The following is a 19197-nucleotide window of genomic DNA, read 5'->3' on the forward strand; positions in this document are numbered from 1 at the left end:
TTGGTGTGCATGTCATTTTAAGAAGGTCGTGTATCCCTTTATGATTAGGGAGAGCACTGCCTTCTTTTTTTGTCGGTTCCCGCCTTTATAACGAAATCAAGCTATCACTGTCAGTATCATACCGATACTGTTTCGTTTCATTATGGATGATCATCTCGAACACGTTTGTTTGACTGTTGTACGTGACGCTATTCGTGGTGCCGATCTCCTCGTTCAGATTAACCTTCATGATTTGATCGCCAATCCTTTTGTAGACATGGATCTCGATTTGGGGAGAGCCTTGCATCATAACTACTTCGTTCTCGCCATCCTCGTTCAGATCAGCAACCAATACATGTCCGCTAAGTCTCAAAATGAGCTGAGGCTGCCCGTCCACCTGCTCAAACAAATAGTTTTCGACGCAGTTTGCCCCGCATATCCCGGTTATAAGCGTCATCGGTCGTCCGAATAACGACTCTTCGTTTTTCGTAAAATCTTGTATATAAGTCTCCTCGCCAACAAAGCCATATTCCGTTAATTGTTTGTCGCGCACAGAACCGAGATATAAGTGAGAATCGGTCGCCGTTTTTTTATAAACCATAAACGAGTTATCGAATTTCTTAACCTCATGAACGTCATCGTACGCGAACTGAACGCCTGCATCGGTACTCGTCTCTGTTTCCGAATACTCCAGGATTATGCTGCTGCCCGTCGCTTCGCCCGTTTCTTGACTGAAAGAACATCCCATCAAAATCGTCAAAAACAGGGTCAGCAGGCAGATGCTCATCGTTCTCCAACTTTTCATTGCGATTTCCTCCTCTTTTAAATCCGCTGATTCCGAATGTACCGCTTTCCGCTTTCAATTACTCTACATCATTGACAGCTTTTTCATTCCAAAAGTTGCACCCCCAGCCATAAGCCAAGATCGATTACCGCTCATAGGTTTGCTTGGCCAATTGATGCGTTAGCACCGTCGCTCCTGTTACGAGAATGCCCTGCAGCACTCCCTCGAGCGGGGATTCCAGCAAAAGGACGCCTCCTGCGATTCCGCACGCCAGAAGTGTCCACGGTATAGTCCAGTCAGGTACCTTGGGGGAATTCTTAAGCAACAGGCCGATAACAAAAAGCGCCGGCATCAATGCCAGCGCTTCTTCTTTGATATAATGGATGATTTCGTTCATCATGTCGCGGCTTTCGCCTCCTTATCGAGTAAATGCAGTCGGTCCAGCAATACGGCCAGTTGCGCCCTAGTGATAGGCTCGTCTGGACTGAATCGGTCTGCCGCCGTTCCAACGAGTAGTCCGGTTTGCAGCGCTTTGAGAATGGATTGCTCTGCCCAGTGGCCTTGGATGTCCCTTATGGCGGGGGCAGGCTTCGCTACAGGCGTTGTCTTGCTTGGTGCGGTTGCAGCAGCAGGAGGCTTATAGGGATGGGCGATGTAGGCGCAGAAGCCTTGAACGACCGCTTCCGCGTAGGTTTTCCACTGGTTCTTGAGCCGTTCGGCATCCTGCGCGTTACTGCAAAACCCGTATTCGACGATGACCGTCGCGACCTTGCCCGTATTGCGGTGCATAAAGTAATAGTCGCCACCCGACTCATTGGAGCGTGAAAACGCGCGTCTTCGCGGCTGGCCCGCGCCTACAATGGAATTCAGCAAGGCGTTTGCCATTTTGCCATTCGCGTACACGCTGTAGATCGTCTCCGCCCCTGCCGCCGTGCTGGATGGCGCCGCATTGATATGATTGCTGATGCCGTATTGCGCACCGCTTTGCTTCACCATCTCTGCCCTAGCCTTTGGCTCAAGCGTCGTGTCGCTGTTCCTGGTCAATGCGACTTTAACTCCCAGCTCCCGGAACCGGTTGTACTGGTATAACGAAATATCCAGCGTCATCGCCTTTTCCACGATGCCGTTGCCTCCCGCTCCCGGATCCGCTCCCCCATGGCCGGGGTCGATGATCAGGAGAGGCTTCGAATCTCCAATCAAAATGCGATCTCCTTCTTTCTTGTTGTAGTTAGTGGAAGTGTTTGTTCTAGCCGCCATTGTACGACGCGAGCAGTGCCCGATGTAGCCGGTGCCTGACAAGATCGATCGTCTCCATCAGGCGCGGCTTTTCCCCTGCTCTATGCGATCGATTCGATGATGAGCCGATTTCGCATACTCTTCCAATCTCGTTACTCGTTCGGACAACTCGTCGAATCGTTTGCTTTGAGCTCTCTGCTCAAGCCGGACTTCATCGATACCCCGCTTGATGTATTCCATATCGGCGCTTATGCGCGCATCCCGGTGCACGTCGTCCTTGAGCTCCTGTTTTGCCGCCCGGGCCCGCCCAATCCAGCCTAAGAAGATACCGCTGATCCCGGACATGGCCCCGACGACCGCGATAAACGTTGCAACGTCTTTCACCATCCGTTCACCTCGATTTCATAAGATAAGGCTCCGGTTGGGGCGGAGCCTTTGTGTGGCATATAAAAGTTAATTTATTGAACGATACTTAGAATTTAAGCGATTATTTACTTGTCCCGCTCTTTCCACCATATGCTTTTCTTCGCGGCATCTTCCTTGATAAAAAGTAAATGTACCCTACCCATTTTGCGACCCCATCCGTTATCATGTGGCCACAGGTAGGCGCTACCGCCTCCATCGCCATATATTGCACTCGGACAGCCGAGTACAAGCAAGCATAATACCTTCCAGCGTGTCCATATCGACCTTGTCGAGCGTTCGGGCTGATACAAGCCTACCTTCTGCTGTAACGCCGCCTGCGACCCTATAGCTCTTCCCTTTCCATGAGCTGTCGGCGAGTAGGTCACGCTTAACGCTTTCAGCGGTAAAACTCTTGCCATCCTTAAGAATGCGCGGAGAGCCCTGTACAGCATGGATCGCGTTAGCTGGTGCCTTGCCGATGTGCCATGACCCATCAGGCAGCATGTAGAGCTCGTCGCGCGCTGGTCTTTGGACTATCGGAATTGACTGTTTTTCCTTCAACAATGACTCGCCCGATCGATACACCGTTGTCTGTGTCAGCAAAATTAAAGTCGATTGCAGCGTCAGCACCAGTTGCCTGCCCTATGTCTTTGACCGTCGCCCCGATCTTGTGAGAAACAAATGCCTCGTCGACTCCTGGAGTTGCGATTGCTAAACAACATTGACTCCATTGGTTTTCGTTGTCTGAATCAAGGATTAGTCACTCCATACATTAAAATAGGCCCCGCTTATGCGGAGCCCTCGTATGGCTGGAGGCCAAATCAACTACATATCGTTATTACTTATGCAGCTGGAATTTCAATTTCTGGACGTAATGCAACCATCTGAGCATTTATCAGAGAGTTGTTATCGGGAGTAAAGCCGTAGCTAACAACGATTTCTTGAATTGTACCTTCGCCCCTGTCGAAGCGGATGATACAAGCTTGAGCTACGATTTTAACCTTCAGCGGTGTCAACATACATATCACCCCCTCCGTCAGAGTATGCCCTACAGGCTTGCGATAATGTCGGCCATCATGAGCAGTAAGTCTTCATTGGTAGCCTTTTGAGCAGCAACCTCTGCCTGTAGAGCGCTCAGGCTGTTGTCGTATACTGGATTAGCTATAAAGCCTTCGCCATCAACATACAGATATTTTCCTTGAGTGTAATCCGCAGGCAATTCAATGTCTACAATCTCAAGTATTTCGGAGGGATCAGGATGTATAGTGGTGCCGTCAAAGTAGCCGCCCTCTGCTGCCTCGATGTGCCTGCTTGCAGTTGAAATTTGACCGTTAAGAGTGTTGAATAACATTTTCATTTTAATCGCCCATTTACCAGAAATAGTCACCTATAATAATTTCTGAAGGTGATATGGCCATACCTACTATAACGCCTGTCTTTCTTGGACCATCACCTGCTACCCATTGCCAGCCAGAGTTATTAGTTTGCGTACCCGTACCTACTGGATATAGGTCGCCAAGAGCATCCGACATGTATATTGCTCCGGCTGTTAGCGTAGCTCCAGGCAGTTTAAGTAGACCCTTTAGCATGACGCGGCCATCAATAGTTGCCATTCCTATCCTAACTCCAATACCTGTGGTTAGAACGGCTTTACTAAGATCAATGACTTTCACAAAACCTTGATAATAGCTGCCAAGATTTGTGGGAAACCGATTGATATAGGGTAAGGCAACTTTGCCTGAACCCAAGTACATAGACGCTCTGACCGGAGAACTGCTGCCGCTTCTTAAGTAAATGAATTGATCATCACCATAATGGGTTTCTACAGGGTCGATACCTACTAATTTAGTTACATGTTCAGGCGTGACTTTATTGGTGCTTACACCATCCCATTTTGCTACCATTACTTTGTTAAGGGTTAAGAGGTTTCCATTTACAGAGCCAACGATGGAACCTGGGAGACCTGGCCCGTTAGCCCAACGACCGTACCCAAACCATCGTCTTGTAACGTAATCGTACCCAACTATGTCGGTAAATGCGTGTTGTGACACACTGAATGTTGTTGAGTCAGTTAGTAGATTGGTCATTGTATTATTTGTATTGAACCTAACGACTACCAAGCGCGTACTGCCGGCCATCGTTGAGCCTAGCGTAAAAGACATTGGCATAGAAGTATTTGCCGCTGCTGGATAAAGATAATTCAGATAACCTGTAGTTCCCTTATATACCGAGTTAGTCATAGTGGCTTGCGGCAGTGATGATGTTGTGCCTGAAACAGTGACTACATCAAGATAGACTCCCCCTGTAACAGTCCCATAGGAGACTACCGCCCTATTGTCATCTAACTTTTGAACAAACTGTATATAATAATCGCCTCCTGCTGACGTTCCACCGCATTGAACTATATTGCCGAAAGAGAGCGTGGTTCCTGACAATGTGGCTGCAAACACTCTTACGTAATTATTAGTACCTACTGTTACGGCATACAGTAGTTTGCCTGCCGCTATTAATGTTGATGCAAAGTAACCACCTGTTGCGGGTAAGCCTGCCAACGGAGGGTAGACAGGTGCCGCAGCTGTAAATACCCTGCCTGAATATGTGGCAGCAACTACGCCAACGCTAAAACCGCTTACAGAGTAGTTTACTACTAGACTTGTAGAGGATACATTGATTACCTCTAATCTGGATATATACCACGTGCCAGTCCATGAAAAGATTACATGAGGCGAGCCTATTGTAATAGTAGTGCCTGATATAGTCAGAGCGTAAAGTGTTATATTGCCCGAAGTCAGACCGCTGCCAGTTCCAGTAACAAGGGCTATGTTTCCATTTCCCATTACAGCGCAATACGACATTACACTGTCTACGCCAAATGCGGAACTGATATTACCGTTGAAAGCAACTGGCGTACCGAATGTAGCGTTGCCGTTTGCATCGAATTTAATTACGCGAACTTGCCATTCCGGGCCACTACTCCTGGGCTCGAAACCCAAAAATGTAGTATTGTCTACCTTGAATGTGACTTTTATTTCCGGTGAATATGATAGGTCTGTAGCCGTTGTCGTTGGGTAGTCGCCAATAGCCCCATACTCTCCTACCGGAAATGATTTGACTGTACCGTCTGGTCGCAGGTTAACGGGCGCTCCTGGAGTAAGCGGTTTTCCTTCGAATAATGGGTAACTCTTTATTACATCCAACGTCCCTTCACCTCCCGCACTTCTCCATGGCGACCAATTAGACCCGTCATAATGAGTCCTTTGAAATGTTGCTCCTTCTACAATTTCAGTGTATCGTTGTATCAAATATCCGCCATCCTCTACAACTTCAAGGATACCGTAATCAGCAGATGCGGGAGGGCGATTAGGTGAATTGGATATAACACTTGCAACATAAACGCCCATAATAGTGTAATTGTTAAAATCCGAGTTTGGTGATATTGCCCCTCGCGAACGATTCAAGTCGTTGCGGCTATCGATTGCTTGCTTTGTCCGGAGCGGCGTCATATCCGTCGTATCGTCTGTACCGGCCTCTGCCTGCGCTTGCGTAGCGATCGATCGGTTGGCTTGTGCCCCTGAAGCAATCCCGTCGAGCTTTGTTTTGTCCGACGCGGACAAAAAACCCGCTGTCGATGTGGTAGCCGCAGCGTGAGCGTTTCCGCCAGTTCCAACATGCGTAAGCGGGGCCTGCTGCACATTATCGACGTTACCGAGTCCAACATCGCCTTTGACCAGCGTTACCGCTCCTGTTTTTCCTGCTACACTTTGTACCGGGGAAGATGGAGCAAGCGCCGAAATTGCTTGCGCTACCCGCAGCGGAGTCATATCCGTCGTGTTGTCGGTTCCAGCTTCCGCTTGGGCTTGTGTTGCTAGCGGGCGGTTGACCTGTGCTCCGGACGCAATACCATTTAGCTTGGTCTGGTCCGAAGCGGATATAAACCCCGCTGTAGATGTCGTTGCTGTAGCGTGGGCTGCGCCGCCAGTTCCAACATGCGTGATTGGAGCTTGCTGAACGTTGTCCACGTTGCCGAGGCCGACGTCTGCCTTGGCAAGTGCAACAGCCCCCGTCTTACCCGCAACACTGTTCACGGTGTTCACCTGAGCTCCAGCCGCGATACCGTTGAGCTTCGTTTTATCCGCCGCCGACATCCGGCCTGCTTCCGTAGTGCTGGCGAGCTTCGTCACTTCCGCATCCAGAATATCCGCATTGCCGTTCAGATCGTCAATATTGACATTATCCGTCGATTCCGGCTTCTTCAAATTCAAATTCGATGTTAACTGCATTCGTTATCCTCCTCCATATGTTCGTAATTGCCCCCATGTTCGCGTTCCGGCTTCCTGCCATGTCAGATCAGACACCATGTCCCATATGGTGTACGTGTAGAGGAACGAAACGGACAGATGCGCGGGCTTGATCTGCTCCAGCATCGCCATGAATCCGGCCAAGTTAGCCGGAACACCTAGCACCCCGATAAACTGAATCACGAACCGATACTCATCTGGATATTCCAGCACGTCGACCTCGCCGCCACTAAAAGCAGCAGCAACGCCGATCAGCATCTGTTTGGTTACTGTGCCATGACCGCGAAGCTTGGCGAAAATGATCTCGCGACGCCATTCGTACGACATGGACGGGTCAGTCGCCAACCCAAACTCCTGCTCCCAATAAGAAAGCCCCCAGGTCGCCGTTGACACGTAAAACTGATTCGCCAGATCGGCGGCAGACGCGATGGAAATACCCAGCTCCTTAGCAAGCGTCGTCTGCAGCTCAACCATGTCGCGTATGCCGTGCCAATATGCCGGCAGGTACGCCATCAAGTCAGGCGGCATCACATCGGGCGGTTCCGGAGGCGCTGCCGTATGTCCAAACAAAAGTGTTCCGTATAGACCATCGCCGTACGACATCAAACACCACCTCGCAATTGACCCCATGTGACTCCGGGAGAAAGCTTGCCCACTGCCAAATCATAGGCAGCTTTGACCGCGCTTGGCGTAGCTGCTTGCGTCGTGCTAGTGCTATTCGTCGCACTATTCAATTGCGCAATGCCCGCAGCGCTCGTACTCGCCGTAGGTAGCCGCGCTGCTGCCACGGTACCGGACGCGATGTCCGCGCCGCTATGCTGATGGGCAGCCGGGGCAAACGTCGCTGGCTTGCCGCTAACTCCAGCCCACGGCACACTATCCGCCGCATCTGCGCTATCCGCTTTGCCGTTATTGTTCGTGTCGTAGATACTCTTGAGCATGTCGCCTGCGGTCTGAGCGGCAACGAGCAGTACATTTCCACCTGCAGAGCCAATGTAGAGTTTTTTCGTATCCGTGCAGAATCCAAGCTCACCTGTTTCTAAGGTGCCGATGTCCGCTTCCAGACCTCGACGCACCTGCATTAGTACATTTCTGGGCATCCTTTAGCCCCCTTAGAACGTCCCGCCATCGACGACCGCGACCATGAGGCGGTTGCCGTTGGCGGCATCGTAAACGATACTGACCGCATCTACATTAGCTTCAATGCCAGTGCCGTTGACCAGAATACCCTTACCCGGCTTGGCCGCTACCGTTGTCGATCCGACAGTAATGCCGTTGCCAGCTCCAACTGTCAGCGTCACCGTATCCGCAGTGCCGCCTCCAGTCAGGCCGTTACCTGCTGTGATCGTCTGCAAAGCGCCGCCAGTGCGAACCCACGCCGTTCCGTTGTAGGTGTACTGCTTCGCCTCGTCGTCGACGATACAAGTCATGCCGACCGACGGTACGATAAAGCTCCAAGCGGAGCCTGTCCATTCAGCTATCTGGTTTGCGCGGCTTGCCCAGGCACCCGTTGGAGATGCGCCGATGATATAACGATCCTTGGCAGCAAGCGATCCAGGAGGCGCGGCCAAGTCCTTATCCTTGACGCTGTCCTGATACTCTTGTCCAGCGCGAGCCAGATCCAGCTCGTTCTTGACCTTCTGCGCAGACCATAACTCGGTTGGAGAGGTGCCGGAGTCATTAATAATGCGGTGCCGAGTGGCATCGTCAATATGCGTCTTGATCTCCGCTGCCGTCTTCGTGTTCGTTCCGTCAGATACCCGACTCACACGCCCTCCGGTCAACTCCGTCAGTCGTACCTTGCCGAAGGTCGCACCATCCGCAATATCGTCTAGATCGCCGGTTAGGTCAGCCAAGTCGAGTACATTCACATTCGCCCAGGCTGCGCCGGTATCCAGATACAAGCGGCCAATGTTTTCACCAGTCGTGACGTAATACATACGGCCGGAGCTGGCGGCAGATGGCCGTGCTGCATACGCCCCAGACATTACCCGGCCTACAAAGACGTTAGACGTCCCGTCTCCGATAAAAACTTCTTTCGTATCGCTGCAGAAACCCATCTCGCCGCTTTGCATTGCGCCATGAGCCTGCAGTTGCGCTTTCGTGCCGCGCATAATCAATATGGTTTGTGCCATTCGCTACATCTCCTCATCAAAATATCCGCCGTCGATAATGCCATTACCTTTATACTGCACGACTTCCGTTTGCACAGCTGATACAGCGGTCTGTAGACGATTAATGTCATCTGCATCTACTTGGTCGCCTGGCGTCTGGTACGTGACAAAAACTGCTTCGACACTAGCGAATACGCGAATATACCTCCGCCAAGGTGTATCCGCTGGAATAGATACGGTAAAGGCCGTAATCTCGGTACCACCCATATTCGGTCCGGTATATACACGCACAGTACTATTGGCTATATTGTCATGAGCGAGCATCCCCTCATATTTGCCCCCAGACATCCTCAGCTCTTCCTGCACCATATAAGCCGTACCATCAGCCCGCTTGTTCAACTTCTCGGGGAATACCTCTATCTCATCCGGATATGGCATGGTCTACACCCCCAATTCGGCGCCGGCCAGAGTAGGAATTTCTTCGTCATCCAATGCGACGTTGCCCGTTCCGTCGTTCAAGGTCAGTCCCGTATAATCCAGCACGCCAGGCACGGACAGCAGCAGAACCCCGATCCCCGCGATGCTGACATAGGAAGCCGAGAACGCGATGGATCGGAAGTGAGTCTCTAGCACAGCGGCAAAAGCGTCCGTAACGGCCTGCAGCGTAAAACCAGCCGCCAACACGACCGTGGAGGCCACCGCGATCGGAGCCGCCGAGGCAGACACCACCGTTATCGCCGCGCCGATGGGGCGTTTCGTCTCGATTTGTCCAGCCGTCTCCTCCACCAGAGTCGGACTGGCTGGCCTTTTGTCGCTATCCACGATGACGACCTTCACCGTGCCGGGCCCGTTCCATAACGGATACACCTTCGCACCGCCGACTCCCGCGACCGACATCGCCCAGTCCCGATAATCCGCCGCGTTGCCTCCGCTGGAGGGGTTGCGTACCCTGTGCAGGTAACGCGCTCGCAGAGCTTCGTCCGACTCGTCGTCCTCGCCAGGCACCAGCACGTCCCCCAGTTCGGCCCGATCAAGACCATTCACGTAATCAACCGGAAGCAAGGGGCCATAATACGTATTGCCAGCCGCGCCAGGCGTCTCGCATTCGAGCACGAACACCCCGCTGCCCAATTTCTCCCGAACGACATAATTCAAATCCTCGGCGCTGTATCTGCTGCCGATCGGGACGTCAAGCGGTTCATCCCCGCTGCCAAAAAACAATCCTTCGCGGCGCGATGGGGAGGCAAGCTGTCGATCCACGCCGTAGTCCGCCGTGCGCAGCGCCAAATACTCGCCGCTGGACGTCGTGCCGTATGCAAATCGCAGCTGCAAGTCCAATTCGATATACAGCTGCGCGAGCTCGGCCGCCGCAGGAGCAAGCGCATCGTAGATGATGCTGCCCTCCCGCTTGTCGAGATCGTTCGGAATACGGTCCAGCATGCGCCCCATAATGCTCTCCATCGTGGTTCCTTCGTTCAAGTCATCACCTCCCAAGCAGAAGAGAAAGAGCCGTGGCGGGTGACGACCGTAAACGTAATGACTGCCTGGTCGCCCCTTACCACAGTCTCTATCCCCTCTATTCCTTCGATTCTTTCGTCTTGGCCAAGCGCCTCTTTCAGCATCCGCTCGGCTTCCATCGGAATCGCTGACGGACTGCGTCCCACTAGGCTTCTCCATTCGCACCCGTAATCGGAGCTGTATATGAGATGTTTGAAGCGCTCGGTCTGCAAAATTTTAAACACAGCTTGCCGAACCGCTTCCAAACCATCCGTCATCCCGCCGGCCCGGCCCTTCTCGAAGTCGATCCGCCATGTACGGGACGGCAGCTCCGCTCTCTCGTTCGACGCATCGATCGATGCTCCCGTCGGAATCATGGCGTCACCATCCGATCCAACACCACGTAGCTCTGGCCGCCCTGCATGCGAAGCAGAATCAGGCTGTCTCCGACGGCAAGCGCGCGAGCTGCCAGACTTTCCGGCACGACAAGCGCGCCTGACGGAAGCGTCAGTCTCTGGTCTAGTCGGACAGCAAGCGGCTGCAGCGACACGACCTGGCCGAATTGCACCTGCACGGGCTGGCCGGCTTCTACCGCGCCGATCCCGGCTTTTTTGATCACATCCAACATGCTCATGAAATCACCTTCACATCCAGCGACATCGTATGGACGGCGCCTTCGAATTTATGCGTGCATTCGTTGACGAGGAACGGCGCATTTAGCCCCTGCTCCTGCAGCAAGACCCGGACGTAGCTGCCCGCCCGGACCCGGAGATCGCCCAGCGCATCGAGCTTGAGCGTCTTCGACTCCCGGTTGTGCAGCGTCGTCAGCGTCGTGAGCAGTTCGTTAATCTGCGCATCGTTCTTATTCTCGTCGACGGACTGGTAAAGCTGGAGAATGCCCCACTTCGCGATATTGGCGCTATCCTGAGCCATGTACACATCCCGCTTGCCCGTCGTTTGATTGTTTTTGTACAGCACGATCCGGTTGTACGTATCCCCGTCGATGGAGGTCGACATGCTGTAATCCGTCAGCAAGCTGCCGTCCCCAATGTAGAAGTCAACCAGCAGGTCTTCCACGTTCCGCAGGGCCAGCGAGCCGAAATCGTCGTAGAGGACGTAGTTTTTGCCCCCGTGGATTAACGTCAGCGTCAGTGCCTTGCCGCATAGATCCAGCAGCTTCTCTCCGTCGCCGATCAACACGGGAATGACATAAGGCGTCTCCACGATCGTCCCCGTGCGCAGCTTATATTTGGCTGCAATGGTACGAATGACGTCGGAAGCCCGTTTGTTCTCGAAGGAGTAGTGGTCCGCCGTCAGCAAATAACGGATCTGATCAAACGCCTTGATTCGAATACTCTCCCCGCGCCCGTCTTCCACCGTAAACACATAGCCGTAAAAGATCGGTTGCCTGTCCTTTTTCACCTGAATGACATCGCCGTTCTGAATACGGTAATCAGCAGACTGATTGAGTCCGCCTTTCACCAGCGTCAGATCCAGACTGCCTGCCTTGCCGATTCGGCTGGTCTGCCAGCTCATGTTGACCGCCAGCTTCGACACATCCCAGACGTTGCCGTTCTTGTTGTCCACCAACACCTCGATCATGGCAGCTTCAGCACCTTTCCGACCGGCAGCCGTCTGATTTCGGCGTCCTTGATGCCATTAAGGCGCTGAATTTCTCCCCAGCGTGAACCGTCGCCCAGCATGGTCTGCGCCACCTTCCACAGCGAGTCTCCGGCTCGGAGCGTGTATGTCTTGGGCTGTACCCGTTCATCAGGGCGCTTCGAAGACGGGGAAGTCGCTTGACCATTCTGTACCGTCACCTTCCGGGCCGAGTAGAACACATAATGTTTCAGTTTTATGGAATACTCAATGTCTCCTCCGCCGCCAGCCGTTTCCTTCCATTGGAATGATTCGATGCTGACCGCCGAGTCGATGTCGAAGGTCGAGCCTTTATATTTGAGTCGAATGGGCCGCTTGGACTCCATCCATTTCATAATCAGCTTGACGCACTCCCCGGGCGGCTTAAAATCTTCCTTCACCCGCGGTGCCCCGGTGTCCTCGGGAGCCGGTTTCACGAGCTCCGGCCAGAAGGGCGAACCTTCTTTCGGGAAAAAGCTCGCGAAGCTGTACTCCGACAGCTTCCTGTCCTTGATGACGTTGATTTCCCCCAGAGCGGCCACGTTGAACGTGGAGCCGCTTCCGCTCTCCGACATTTCGATGGAAGCCGGCAGCACGGGAATATAGAACCACTCTTGCCGGTTGTTAAAGCTCAGCTCCATCCAATAACTCATGCGTACACCCCTTCCGCCGATGCCGCGATCTCTTCCTGCAACACTACGGTAATGGCTTGAACCATGGAGCTAACATCCATGCCGTTACGAATATCGCCCGTCTGCACGTTCACCGAAGGCGTTAACGTGACAAAGTTTTGGATGTTCTTCAGCTCCGCGAGCTCACGCATCGTCTTCAGATCCTCGCTGTTGATTTCGACGGTATCGTTTACGCGGCCAACTTCGTCGAGGCGGCCTCCGCCGACTTGAACCATGGCGTTGCTGGAAGGAATCCCGGCTGGGGGAAGCTGCTCCGCCTGGGCTTTCTTCTGCTCCTCAAGTTCCTTTTCCGCTCTCTCCAAGGCCCGTTTCTCCAGAAATGAATCCTCTTCCGCTTTGCGAGCCACCTTATTCTCTGCAGCAGTTTTAATCGCGGCTTGCTTCTCTACCTCTGCAAGGTCCACAAAATCGGTTGCTAGATTTTCGATACTTACTTTTCCGATCATCTTAAAGTCTTTGCCGGATATCCAATTAACAGCTTTCAATAACATGTTAAAGCCAAAGATAATGTTATTAATTAAGTTATCAAAAATTAAACCTACAACTTTTGCAAAGAAAACAAAAGGCTCTCGCAAAGCTACTACAACTGTCCAAAAAACTATGACTAATTGATCCCAAAGATTCTGGATGCCGTGCCATACTTTGAGGAAGTTTAGTGCGAACGCATCATTTGTTTTCCATAAGGATACAAGCGCGGCGATGAGGCCAACAATTAGGGACGCGATTAAAATAATGACGTTCGCCTTCATCGTAGTATTCATAGCCGCCCAAGCATTCTTTAATCCTAGTGTGGCTAACTGCTGACCTTGCTGCGCAACAGTCACAAGGACGGTGTAGGCTCTGCTAATGAGCTGAAGCGTATTGTAGGCCGAGATCGCCGCGTTCACTCCCTTGTAGACATGCTCGAATGCTCCCCAATTATCAACAACAAATGCCGATACAGCGGAATTTTGTGTCATGAATGCGCTGAAAGCTTGATTTAATCCCGCCACCTGATCTTTAAGATTCGGCATGGGCGCCACATTAGGAACAGACTGTCCGCTATTGTTCATAGCCCCTGGGGTTGGAACGGCGCTCCCTGCCGCCTTATTAGCGGTAAGAGCCTTGTTTGCGACCGCCTCCCGTGAAGCTTGCTGCTCGGTAGATTTCACCGACATTTCCGTTTGTTTTCTTTGCTGAGCTTTTTCCTGCTCGGACATCGATTTAGCAGCAACCTCCACCGCTTTTGCCAGCGATTCGCCCCGATCTACATCGCTGTTCACCGCCGGCTTCGCTTGCTCGCTGATTTTAAACTCATTTAAAGCTTTATCCACCAGATCAGCATTAACTAACTGGTTTCCAGATTCCTTCACCACTTTCGCCTGCGTCGATTTCTCTACTACCGCCATCGCCTTACTGGCCGTCTCGACTACCTTAGAGGCTTGCATTTGGGCAGTCTCTTCGCTTGCAGCCTGCTTTTCCGACTTCTCCTGCTGCTCACTAAGTTTTTTCTCTCCGCTTGCTTGCTCGCTGGTTTTAAAACCATTTAAAGCTTTATCCACCAGATCGGCAGTATTAAATATCTGATTTCCAGATTCCTTCTCCTCTTTCGCCTGCGTCGATTTCTCTACCGCCGCCATCGCCTTACTGGCCGTCTCGACTGCCTTGGAGGCTTGCATTCGGGCAGTCTCTTCGCTTGCAGCTTGCTTTTCCGACTTCACCTGCTGCTCGCTAAGTTTTTTCTCTCCGCTTGCTTGCTCTACCTTTTGATCCAGTTCGAATATAGGAATAGCGCTCGTCAGCATTTCGCCAACTCTGGCAAACGCAGGGAGCACCTCCTTCTTGACCTTATCCTCGATCTGCTTCTTCTGATCTTGCTTGTCCGACCCAACGGCTGCAGCCAAAGCCGGGCTTGAGCCCGACACGCTCGCAGTCGCTGAGGCCCGTGCGGTCAGCTGCATAGCGCTCATATGCTTGGTCATGCCGGCCAGCCGCCCGCTCGTTTCCCGAATAGCGGCATTCATATCCGCCAGGCTGGATGCCGCTTCCGTCATGGGGTCGACTAACCGTTGAACGGCGCGCTCCATTCGTTCCACGCTCTTGTTCAACCGTTCCGGCGCTTGAGCGTCATAGGCCGACATGGATCGGTTCAAGCCCTCAGCTGCCCTGGCAGCCAACCGCATCATTCCCGACAAACCGCGTACCGAGCCAAGAAGCTTTCTCTGCTGCGTATCCAGCGCCTTCGCCGTACTCAATTCCATCACCACCTCTCCAATGCAAAAAGGCACGTATCGCTACGCGCCTCCGCTCTGAATTTTTTCCTTACTTCCGCCGCGCCGCCTGCTTCTTCTCCTCGGCGATCCGCTCCTGGATGCAGGCGATCATAAACGCCTTCTCCTCTCGAGTCTGACCCATGTATTCGCGCGGCGTCATATGGAATTTCATGAGGGCGTAGTACGCGTAGTTCGCGTCGCTGTCGCCCTCGCGAATTAGTTTTTTGCTTCGTCGACGAGCTCCTCGAAGTTCGTGTTATAACCCGAGATGCGCTGAATCTCCTTCGCCAGCTCCTCGATCTCGCCGGCTAGCAGCACCTTCTGCAGGTAGCTGTCCGCATCGAAGCAGCCAAGCTCGCGAATGCTCTCCGCATCCTTGAAGCTCGGGTTCACCGTGTGGTTCACCACGATCGCTTTCGTAATGGCGCCGGAGTCGATCTCCACCTTGCGGTCCTTGCTCTTGGGGTTGATCTTCATCGCCCGCTTTTGATAGGAAGCCATATCGTCGGCGCTCATGGCGCGGATCGTGAACTTCATCAACTGGCCCTCTTCATCGCGGAACCGGTCGGAGATGACGACCTCCTCCGTCAGATTGTCCACGGGATGCCGATTCAAAAATTGTTGCAGTGTGCTCATCTACAATAGCCTCCTTTAATTTGTCGTTGCTAGGGATGTCTACAGCGCCGTGAAAGGTGTGTTAATCGCGAAGTCCTCGAAGGTGAACGGAAGTTCCTCCTCCAACGTGTCCTCTCCGGCCGCGTCGAACTTCGCCAGAAGCACGCTGTCCAGGTTGCAGCGCTTCAGCGTGACCGCCTGCTTGCCCGTGCGGGAAGCCGGGTCCTCGTTCACGATCATAAGTTCGAAATAAAAGTCCGTGCCTTTCGCAGCGTATTCCTCCATAAGCTGGCGGAATTTGGATGTGACATAATAAATCGTCAGCGTGCCGGTTCCCGTCCAGCCCATCGTTTTTTTGCCGATAGACGTTTTGCCGAGCATCGGCACATCCGCTTTCGTCTTCTCGATCGTCGCTTCGCCCGTCTTGGCGTAGAACAATTCCTCCTGCTGTTTGCCGATCTTTATAATCGCCTTCGCTTGCTTGCCGCTAATCGTATCTTCTACATTCATATAGGCCATATTAGACTACCTCCACGGAAATATAGATTTTTTCGACGGCATCCACCGGCTGCACGCGCAGCTCGACCAATACGCCGTCAGTCTGCCCTTCGATCGGCTGCACGATTACGTCGGCTCCGGGGTCGAAGTTCTGAAGAGCGCCCAAATTCACCAGATTCGTCAAATAGTTGACGCATTCGTTCTTGAACAGCTCCCGGCCATTGGCATCGTTGGAGATTTTGCCAATATAATAGTTGCTGAACAATCCGGACAGATCGTTATTGATGGCATCCAGCGCTCGAATAACGCGGTTCTTAGAGAAGGTGCGTCCCTTGTCCGGAGAGAACGAAGTGAGCGAGTTAATGTCCTGCTCGACAAACGCTCTTCCGCCATCCTGCGTGAATAAGAACTCACCGTTCTGCAAAGCCGTCGTTGTCTGCGTATGCGTGTAACGCGGAGACGCGTCCACAGCGCCGTCGTACGAAGCGTAAGTGAGCGATTCGTTCAAGCCGGCGGCTGCCGATGCGCCCGCTACCCATGCCGTCGCTTGTGCCGCCGTCAACGCGGCGCCATCCTCCAGAACGACGCCGTTTTTGACGCTGATGACGCCCTCGCTGTCGGCACCGGGATAGTTCTCCAGAACAAGCGTCGCTTTGCGTCCTTCATTGTTCCGAAGACCATTTACGAAGGCGACAAACACGCCTTTAAGATCGATGTCGGTCGACGGCAGTGCCATCGTCTGGAACTGCTGCGTCTCGATTGCGTCCAGGTAATCCGAATAATCCTGGGCCGCAGCCGTGCCGTTCGAGCCGCCTGCAAGCGGAATGCCCGCGCTGGCAACCAAATCGCCGGTCGCATTCCACGTCACCCAAGCATTATCCTGCAGCCCCGCAATGTCTGCCACCGTCTGCGCATCCAGCTCCACGCCAGCCACAAATGTTCTGACGTCGAACAACGCTGCGTTGTCCACATTCGTCTCGACAACAATTGTAATATCGTTGCCTCGAACGCCGCCGTATCGCGCGGTCGCCACCAGCTCGCCGGCTGTCGCCGTAGCCTTTACGCCCTCATTTACGCGATACAGTAGGAGCGTTTTCGCCCGCTTTAGCGTCTCGCGTACCAGCAGCAGTTCCGGCGCCGACACCGGGTAGCCGAGCTTGTCCATCGTGTTTTCGCCCGCCTCGATCACGATCAATTGCTTGGACTCCCCCCACTGCAGGATCGCCGGTAAGGTGGCCACGCCTCTCTCGCCAACCGCTCCCAGCGGCTGCGGCGCGTTTTTAAAGTTTACGTAGACGCCTGGTCTTGTTTTGTTCGTTACCGTCCAATTTCCTCCGGTCATGTTACTCCACTCTCCTATTCGAATATTGTTGGGTTAGCCGCTTCGCTTGCTGAACCGTGTACGACTCTTCGACCTTCAGCAAGGCAGCGAGCTGTTCTCGTTCTCTGGAGCTCCAGCCGCGTCCGCGCAGCAACTGCACTTTCGTGAACCTTGGCTCTTCCTTGGCCGTCGATTTTGTCATTTGACGCCCGCCTCCTGTTCCAACGCGCCCATCTTGGGAAGCTCCTGCTCGGTTCGCCGCAGCCGCATCACCATCTCGAAGCGGAAAGCCAGCTTCCCGTCCGCGACCTCGTGACGCATATTCGTCGTTCGATAACGCACGCCGCCCAAGTCCACTTGATCCAGCGCTTCGTACAATTGCTCCGCCACTCCATGCAGTTCGGCCGCGCCGCCTCCTCCATCCGAATAATGGATGGCAAAGCCGAACGTTCGGCTGCACATGTTGCCAAGCATCGCCGTCTGCGACACGGCTGGCAGCTCGACCAGCAATTGCATGTCATTGCCGCTCGCCGGCGCGTCGCCGATTACGTCGTATGCGGGGAGCTTGGCCGCCAGCATCGCGATCATGCCCGTCCTTACGCTATTGGCCGTTACAGCCACCGCGCACCGCCTCCTTTTTGCATGTCGTCCAATGGGATTCCGTATTGTGCAACGATTCCCAGCCTCCTTTCTCTCACCTCGAAACAAGAACGTTTGTTCGCATTTCGACAACTAAATCTTAGCACGGGAATCGCCCCGAGTGCTCCCCAAGTTACCCCCACTTTGCCCCGTAGGACTATGACACAACAAAAAAAGCCCCTCTAACGGACGGGTCCGCAAGGGGCTTACTTAAGAGAATATAAGTTCGTTCTAAACTTGCACCAGCATCAAAATAATAGAAGATAAACCTAAGCAAGTGCTTAGCAGCATGAGTACCATCAGCGCCTGCTTGTGATTGAGTCCCGCCCGCAGCAAACGGTAATGGGCCTGGCTGGCATCCGCCTGGTACATCGGCTTGCCTTGCATAAAACGTTTGACGACAACGAACAGGTTGTCGAAGATCGGCACGCCAAGCGCCAGGATCGGGATAAATAAAGACAAGACCGTTGCTTGCTTGAACGCGCCGTCAAGCGCGATCACAGCCAGCAGGAAGCCTAGGAACGTCGCGCCGGCGTCTCCCATAAAAACTTTGGCGGGAGGTTTGTTGTATTTGAGATAAGCTAGCGTAACACCCACCAGTATAATCGCCATAATGGCCGAATTGGACTGGCCCATCGTCAAAGCTACTATAAACAGCGTGGCGGCAGAGATGGCCGAAAGCCCTCCCGCCAGTCCGTCCAGCCCATCCGAGAAATTGATGACCGTCGTCACGCCGAAAATCCAGAGAATCGTCAGGACGAACTGCAAGATGACGGGCAATACGATGTAGTCTCCGGAGAACGGATTATAGAAACCCGTGAACACGTTGCCGGAAACGTAAACGAGCACGGCCGCCGACAACTGCACGATCAACTTCGGCAGAGCCGGGAAATCCTTGCCCTTGGTCTTGTACCAATCGTCCAACGTTCCGATGGCCAGCAGCAAAATGCCGCCTGCGAACAGCGCGCCGGTCTCCCATGTAATTTCTCTGGAGACAGCCAAATACGCGGCAAAAAATCCTATAAATATCGCATAACTCGCGGTTAGCGGAATGGGTTCCCGGTGCAGCTTGCGTTCGACGTCCTTACGGGGCTTGTCCACAAAATCGAGCTTGAAGGCCAGCTTGCTGAAAGGCGGAATCAGAATATACACGACAAGAAAAGACAGCAGAAACGCTGCTAAATAAAGAATAACACTCACCACCGATAATAAATTGTTCATGCCATCCG

General features: G+C 53.1%; 25 protein-coding genes. All 25 read right to left on the reverse strand.

Annotated features, from left to right (window positions below):
* Positions 1-85 precede the first annotated feature (85 nt).
* Positions 86-784: a hypothetical protein gene (locus KJW29_RS24865; protein ID WP_214626652.1), complete on the reverse strand. Its 699-nt coding sequence runs from the start codon at positions 782-784 to the stop codon at positions 86-88.
* A gap of 124 nt (positions 785-908) precedes the next feature.
* A complete protein-coding gene (locus KJW29_RS24870) occupies positions 909-1163 on the reverse strand; it encodes a phage holin family protein (RefSeq protein ID WP_246608364.1) in 255 nt (84 codons plus the stop codon).
* Complete coding sequence (locus KJW29_RS24875; protein WP_214626653.1) at positions 1160-1963, reverse strand: N-acetylmuramoyl-L-alanine amidase; 804 nt, start codon at positions 1961-1963, stop codon at positions 1160-1162. The genes KJW29_RS24870 and KJW29_RS24875 overlap by 4 nt, the downstream gene beginning before the upstream one ends.
* A gap of 114 nt (positions 1964-2077) precedes the next feature.
* Complete coding sequence (locus tag KJW29_RS24880) at positions 2078-2386, reverse strand: hypothetical protein (protein WP_087571679.1); 309 nt, start codon at positions 2384-2386, stop codon at positions 2078-2080.
* A 222-nt stretch (positions 2387-2608) separates the two neighbouring features.
* Complete coding sequence (locus tag KJW29_RS24885; protein ID WP_214626654.1) at positions 2609-3034, reverse strand: hypothetical protein; 426 nt, start codon at positions 3032-3034, stop codon at positions 2609-2611.
* A gap of 212 nt (positions 3035-3246) precedes the next feature.
* The gene (locus KJW29_RS24890) at positions 3247-3423 is read right to left on the reverse strand and encodes a hypothetical protein (RefSeq protein WP_214626655.1); all 177 of its coding nucleotides are present in this window, start codon (positions 3421-3423) and stop codon (positions 3247-3249) included.
* Between the two features lie 29 nt (positions 3424-3452).
* Positions 3453-3761, reverse strand: coding sequence for a hypothetical protein (locus tag KJW29_RS24895; protein WP_214626656.1), 309 nt, complete (start codon positions 3759-3761; stop codon positions 3453-3455).
* 13 nt (positions 3762-3774) lie between these two features.
* Positions 3775-6684: a pyocin knob domain-containing protein gene (locus KJW29_RS36265; RefSeq protein ID WP_246608365.1), complete on the reverse strand. Its 2910-nt coding sequence runs from the start codon at positions 6682-6684 to the stop codon at positions 3775-3777.
* 3 nt (positions 6685-6687) lie between these two features.
* Positions 6688-7305 carry a YmfQ family protein gene (locus KJW29_RS24905; RefSeq protein WP_246608366.1) on the reverse strand — a complete coding sequence of 206 codons (618 nt, stop codon included), beginning with the start codon at positions 7303-7305 and terminating at the stop codon, positions 6688-6690.
* Positions 7305-7802: a tail fiber protein gene (locus tag KJW29_RS24910; RefSeq protein WP_214626657.1), complete on the reverse strand. Its 498-nt coding sequence runs from the start codon at positions 7800-7802 to the stop codon at positions 7305-7307. The genes KJW29_RS24905 and KJW29_RS24910 overlap by 1 nt, the downstream gene beginning before the upstream one ends.
* Positions 7803-7814: 12 nt before the next feature.
* On the reverse strand, positions 7815-8837 hold the full coding sequence (locus tag KJW29_RS24915) for a DUF2793 domain-containing protein (RefSeq protein ID WP_214626658.1): 1023 nt from the start codon (positions 8835-8837) through the stop codon (positions 7815-7817).
* Positions 8838-8840: 3 nt separating this feature from the next.
* Positions 8841-9254, reverse strand: a complete 414-nt coding sequence (locus KJW29_RS24920) for a phosphoglucomutase (protein WP_214626659.1) — start codon at positions 9252-9254, stop codon at positions 8841-8843.
* 3 nt (positions 9255-9257) lie between these two features.
* Entirely contained in the window at positions 9258-10295 is a 1038-nt protein-coding gene (locus KJW29_RS24925; RefSeq protein WP_246608367.1) for a baseplate J/gp47 family protein, read from the reverse strand.
* The gene (locus tag KJW29_RS24930; protein ID WP_214626660.1) at positions 10292-10690 is read right to left on the reverse strand and encodes a DUF2634 domain-containing protein; all 399 of its coding nucleotides are present in this window, start codon (positions 10688-10690) and stop codon (positions 10292-10294) included. The genes KJW29_RS24925 and KJW29_RS24930 overlap by 4 nt, the downstream gene beginning before the upstream one ends.
* Positions 10687-10947: a DUF2577 domain-containing protein gene (locus KJW29_RS24935; protein ID WP_181376940.1), complete on the reverse strand. Its 261-nt coding sequence runs from the start codon at positions 10945-10947 to the stop codon at positions 10687-10689. The genes KJW29_RS24930 and KJW29_RS24935 overlap by 4 nt, the downstream gene beginning before the upstream one ends.
* Positions 10944-11915 carry an XkdQ/YqbQ family protein gene (locus KJW29_RS24940; protein WP_214626661.1) on the reverse strand — a complete coding sequence of 324 codons (972 nt, stop codon included), beginning with the start codon at positions 11913-11915 and terminating at the stop codon, positions 10944-10946. The genes KJW29_RS24935 and KJW29_RS24940 overlap by 4 nt, the downstream gene beginning before the upstream one ends.
* Entirely contained in the window at positions 11912-12604 is a 693-nt protein-coding gene (locus KJW29_RS24945; RefSeq protein ID WP_214626662.1) for a LysM peptidoglycan-binding domain-containing protein, read from the reverse strand. The genes KJW29_RS24940 and KJW29_RS24945 overlap by 4 nt, the downstream gene beginning before the upstream one ends.
* The gene (locus KJW29_RS24950) at positions 12601-14883 is read right to left on the reverse strand and encodes a phage tail family protein (RefSeq protein ID WP_214626663.1); all 2283 of its coding nucleotides are present in this window, start codon (positions 14881-14883) and stop codon (positions 12601-12603) included. Before KJW29_RS24950 ends, KJW29_RS24945 begins: the two co-directional genes overlap by 4 nt.
* A 61-nt stretch (positions 14884-14944) precedes the next feature.
* Positions 14945-15067 carry a hypothetical protein gene (locus tag KJW29_RS36550; protein ID WP_256976036.1) on the reverse strand — a complete coding sequence of 41 codons (123 nt, stop codon included), beginning with the start codon at positions 15065-15067 and terminating at the stop codon, positions 14945-14947.
* 44 nt (positions 15068-15111) lie between these two features.
* Positions 15112-15531 carry a phage tail assembly chaperone gene (locus KJW29_RS24955; RefSeq protein WP_187102585.1) on the reverse strand — a complete coding sequence of 140 codons (420 nt, stop codon included), beginning with the start codon at positions 15529-15531 and terminating at the stop codon, positions 15112-15114.
* Between the two features lie 39 nt (positions 15532-15570).
* On the reverse strand, positions 15571-16029 hold the full coding sequence (locus KJW29_RS24960; RefSeq protein WP_214626664.1) for a phage tail tube protein: 459 nt from the start codon (positions 16027-16029) through the stop codon (positions 15571-15573).
* 1 nt (position 16030) lies between these two features.
* A complete protein-coding gene (locus KJW29_RS24965) occupies positions 16031-17350 on the reverse strand; it encodes a phage tail sheath family protein (RefSeq protein WP_214626665.1) in 1320 nt (439 codons plus the stop codon).
* Position 17351: 1 nt separating this feature from the next.
* On the reverse strand, positions 17352-17531 hold the full coding sequence (locus tag KJW29_RS24970; RefSeq protein ID WP_214626666.1) for a hypothetical protein: 180 nt from the start codon (positions 17529-17531) through the stop codon (positions 17352-17354).
* Positions 17528-17950 carry a phage tail terminator family protein gene (locus tag KJW29_RS24975; protein ID WP_214626667.1) on the reverse strand — a complete coding sequence of 141 codons (423 nt, stop codon included), beginning with the start codon at positions 17948-17950 and terminating at the stop codon, positions 17528-17530. The genes KJW29_RS24970 and KJW29_RS24975 overlap by 4 nt, the downstream gene beginning before the upstream one ends.
* A 249-nt stretch (positions 17951-18199) precedes the next feature.
* Complete coding sequence (locus KJW29_RS24980) at positions 18200-19189, reverse strand: MraY family glycosyltransferase (protein WP_214626668.1); 990 nt, start codon at positions 19187-19189, stop codon at positions 18200-18202.
* Positions 19190-19197 lie beyond the last annotated feature (8 nt).

It is taken from the genome of Paenibacillus agaridevorans (genome assembly GCF_018604145.1).
Classification (GTDB): domain Bacteria; phylum Bacillota; class Bacilli; order Paenibacillales; family Paenibacillaceae; genus Pristimantibacillus; species Pristimantibacillus agaridevorans.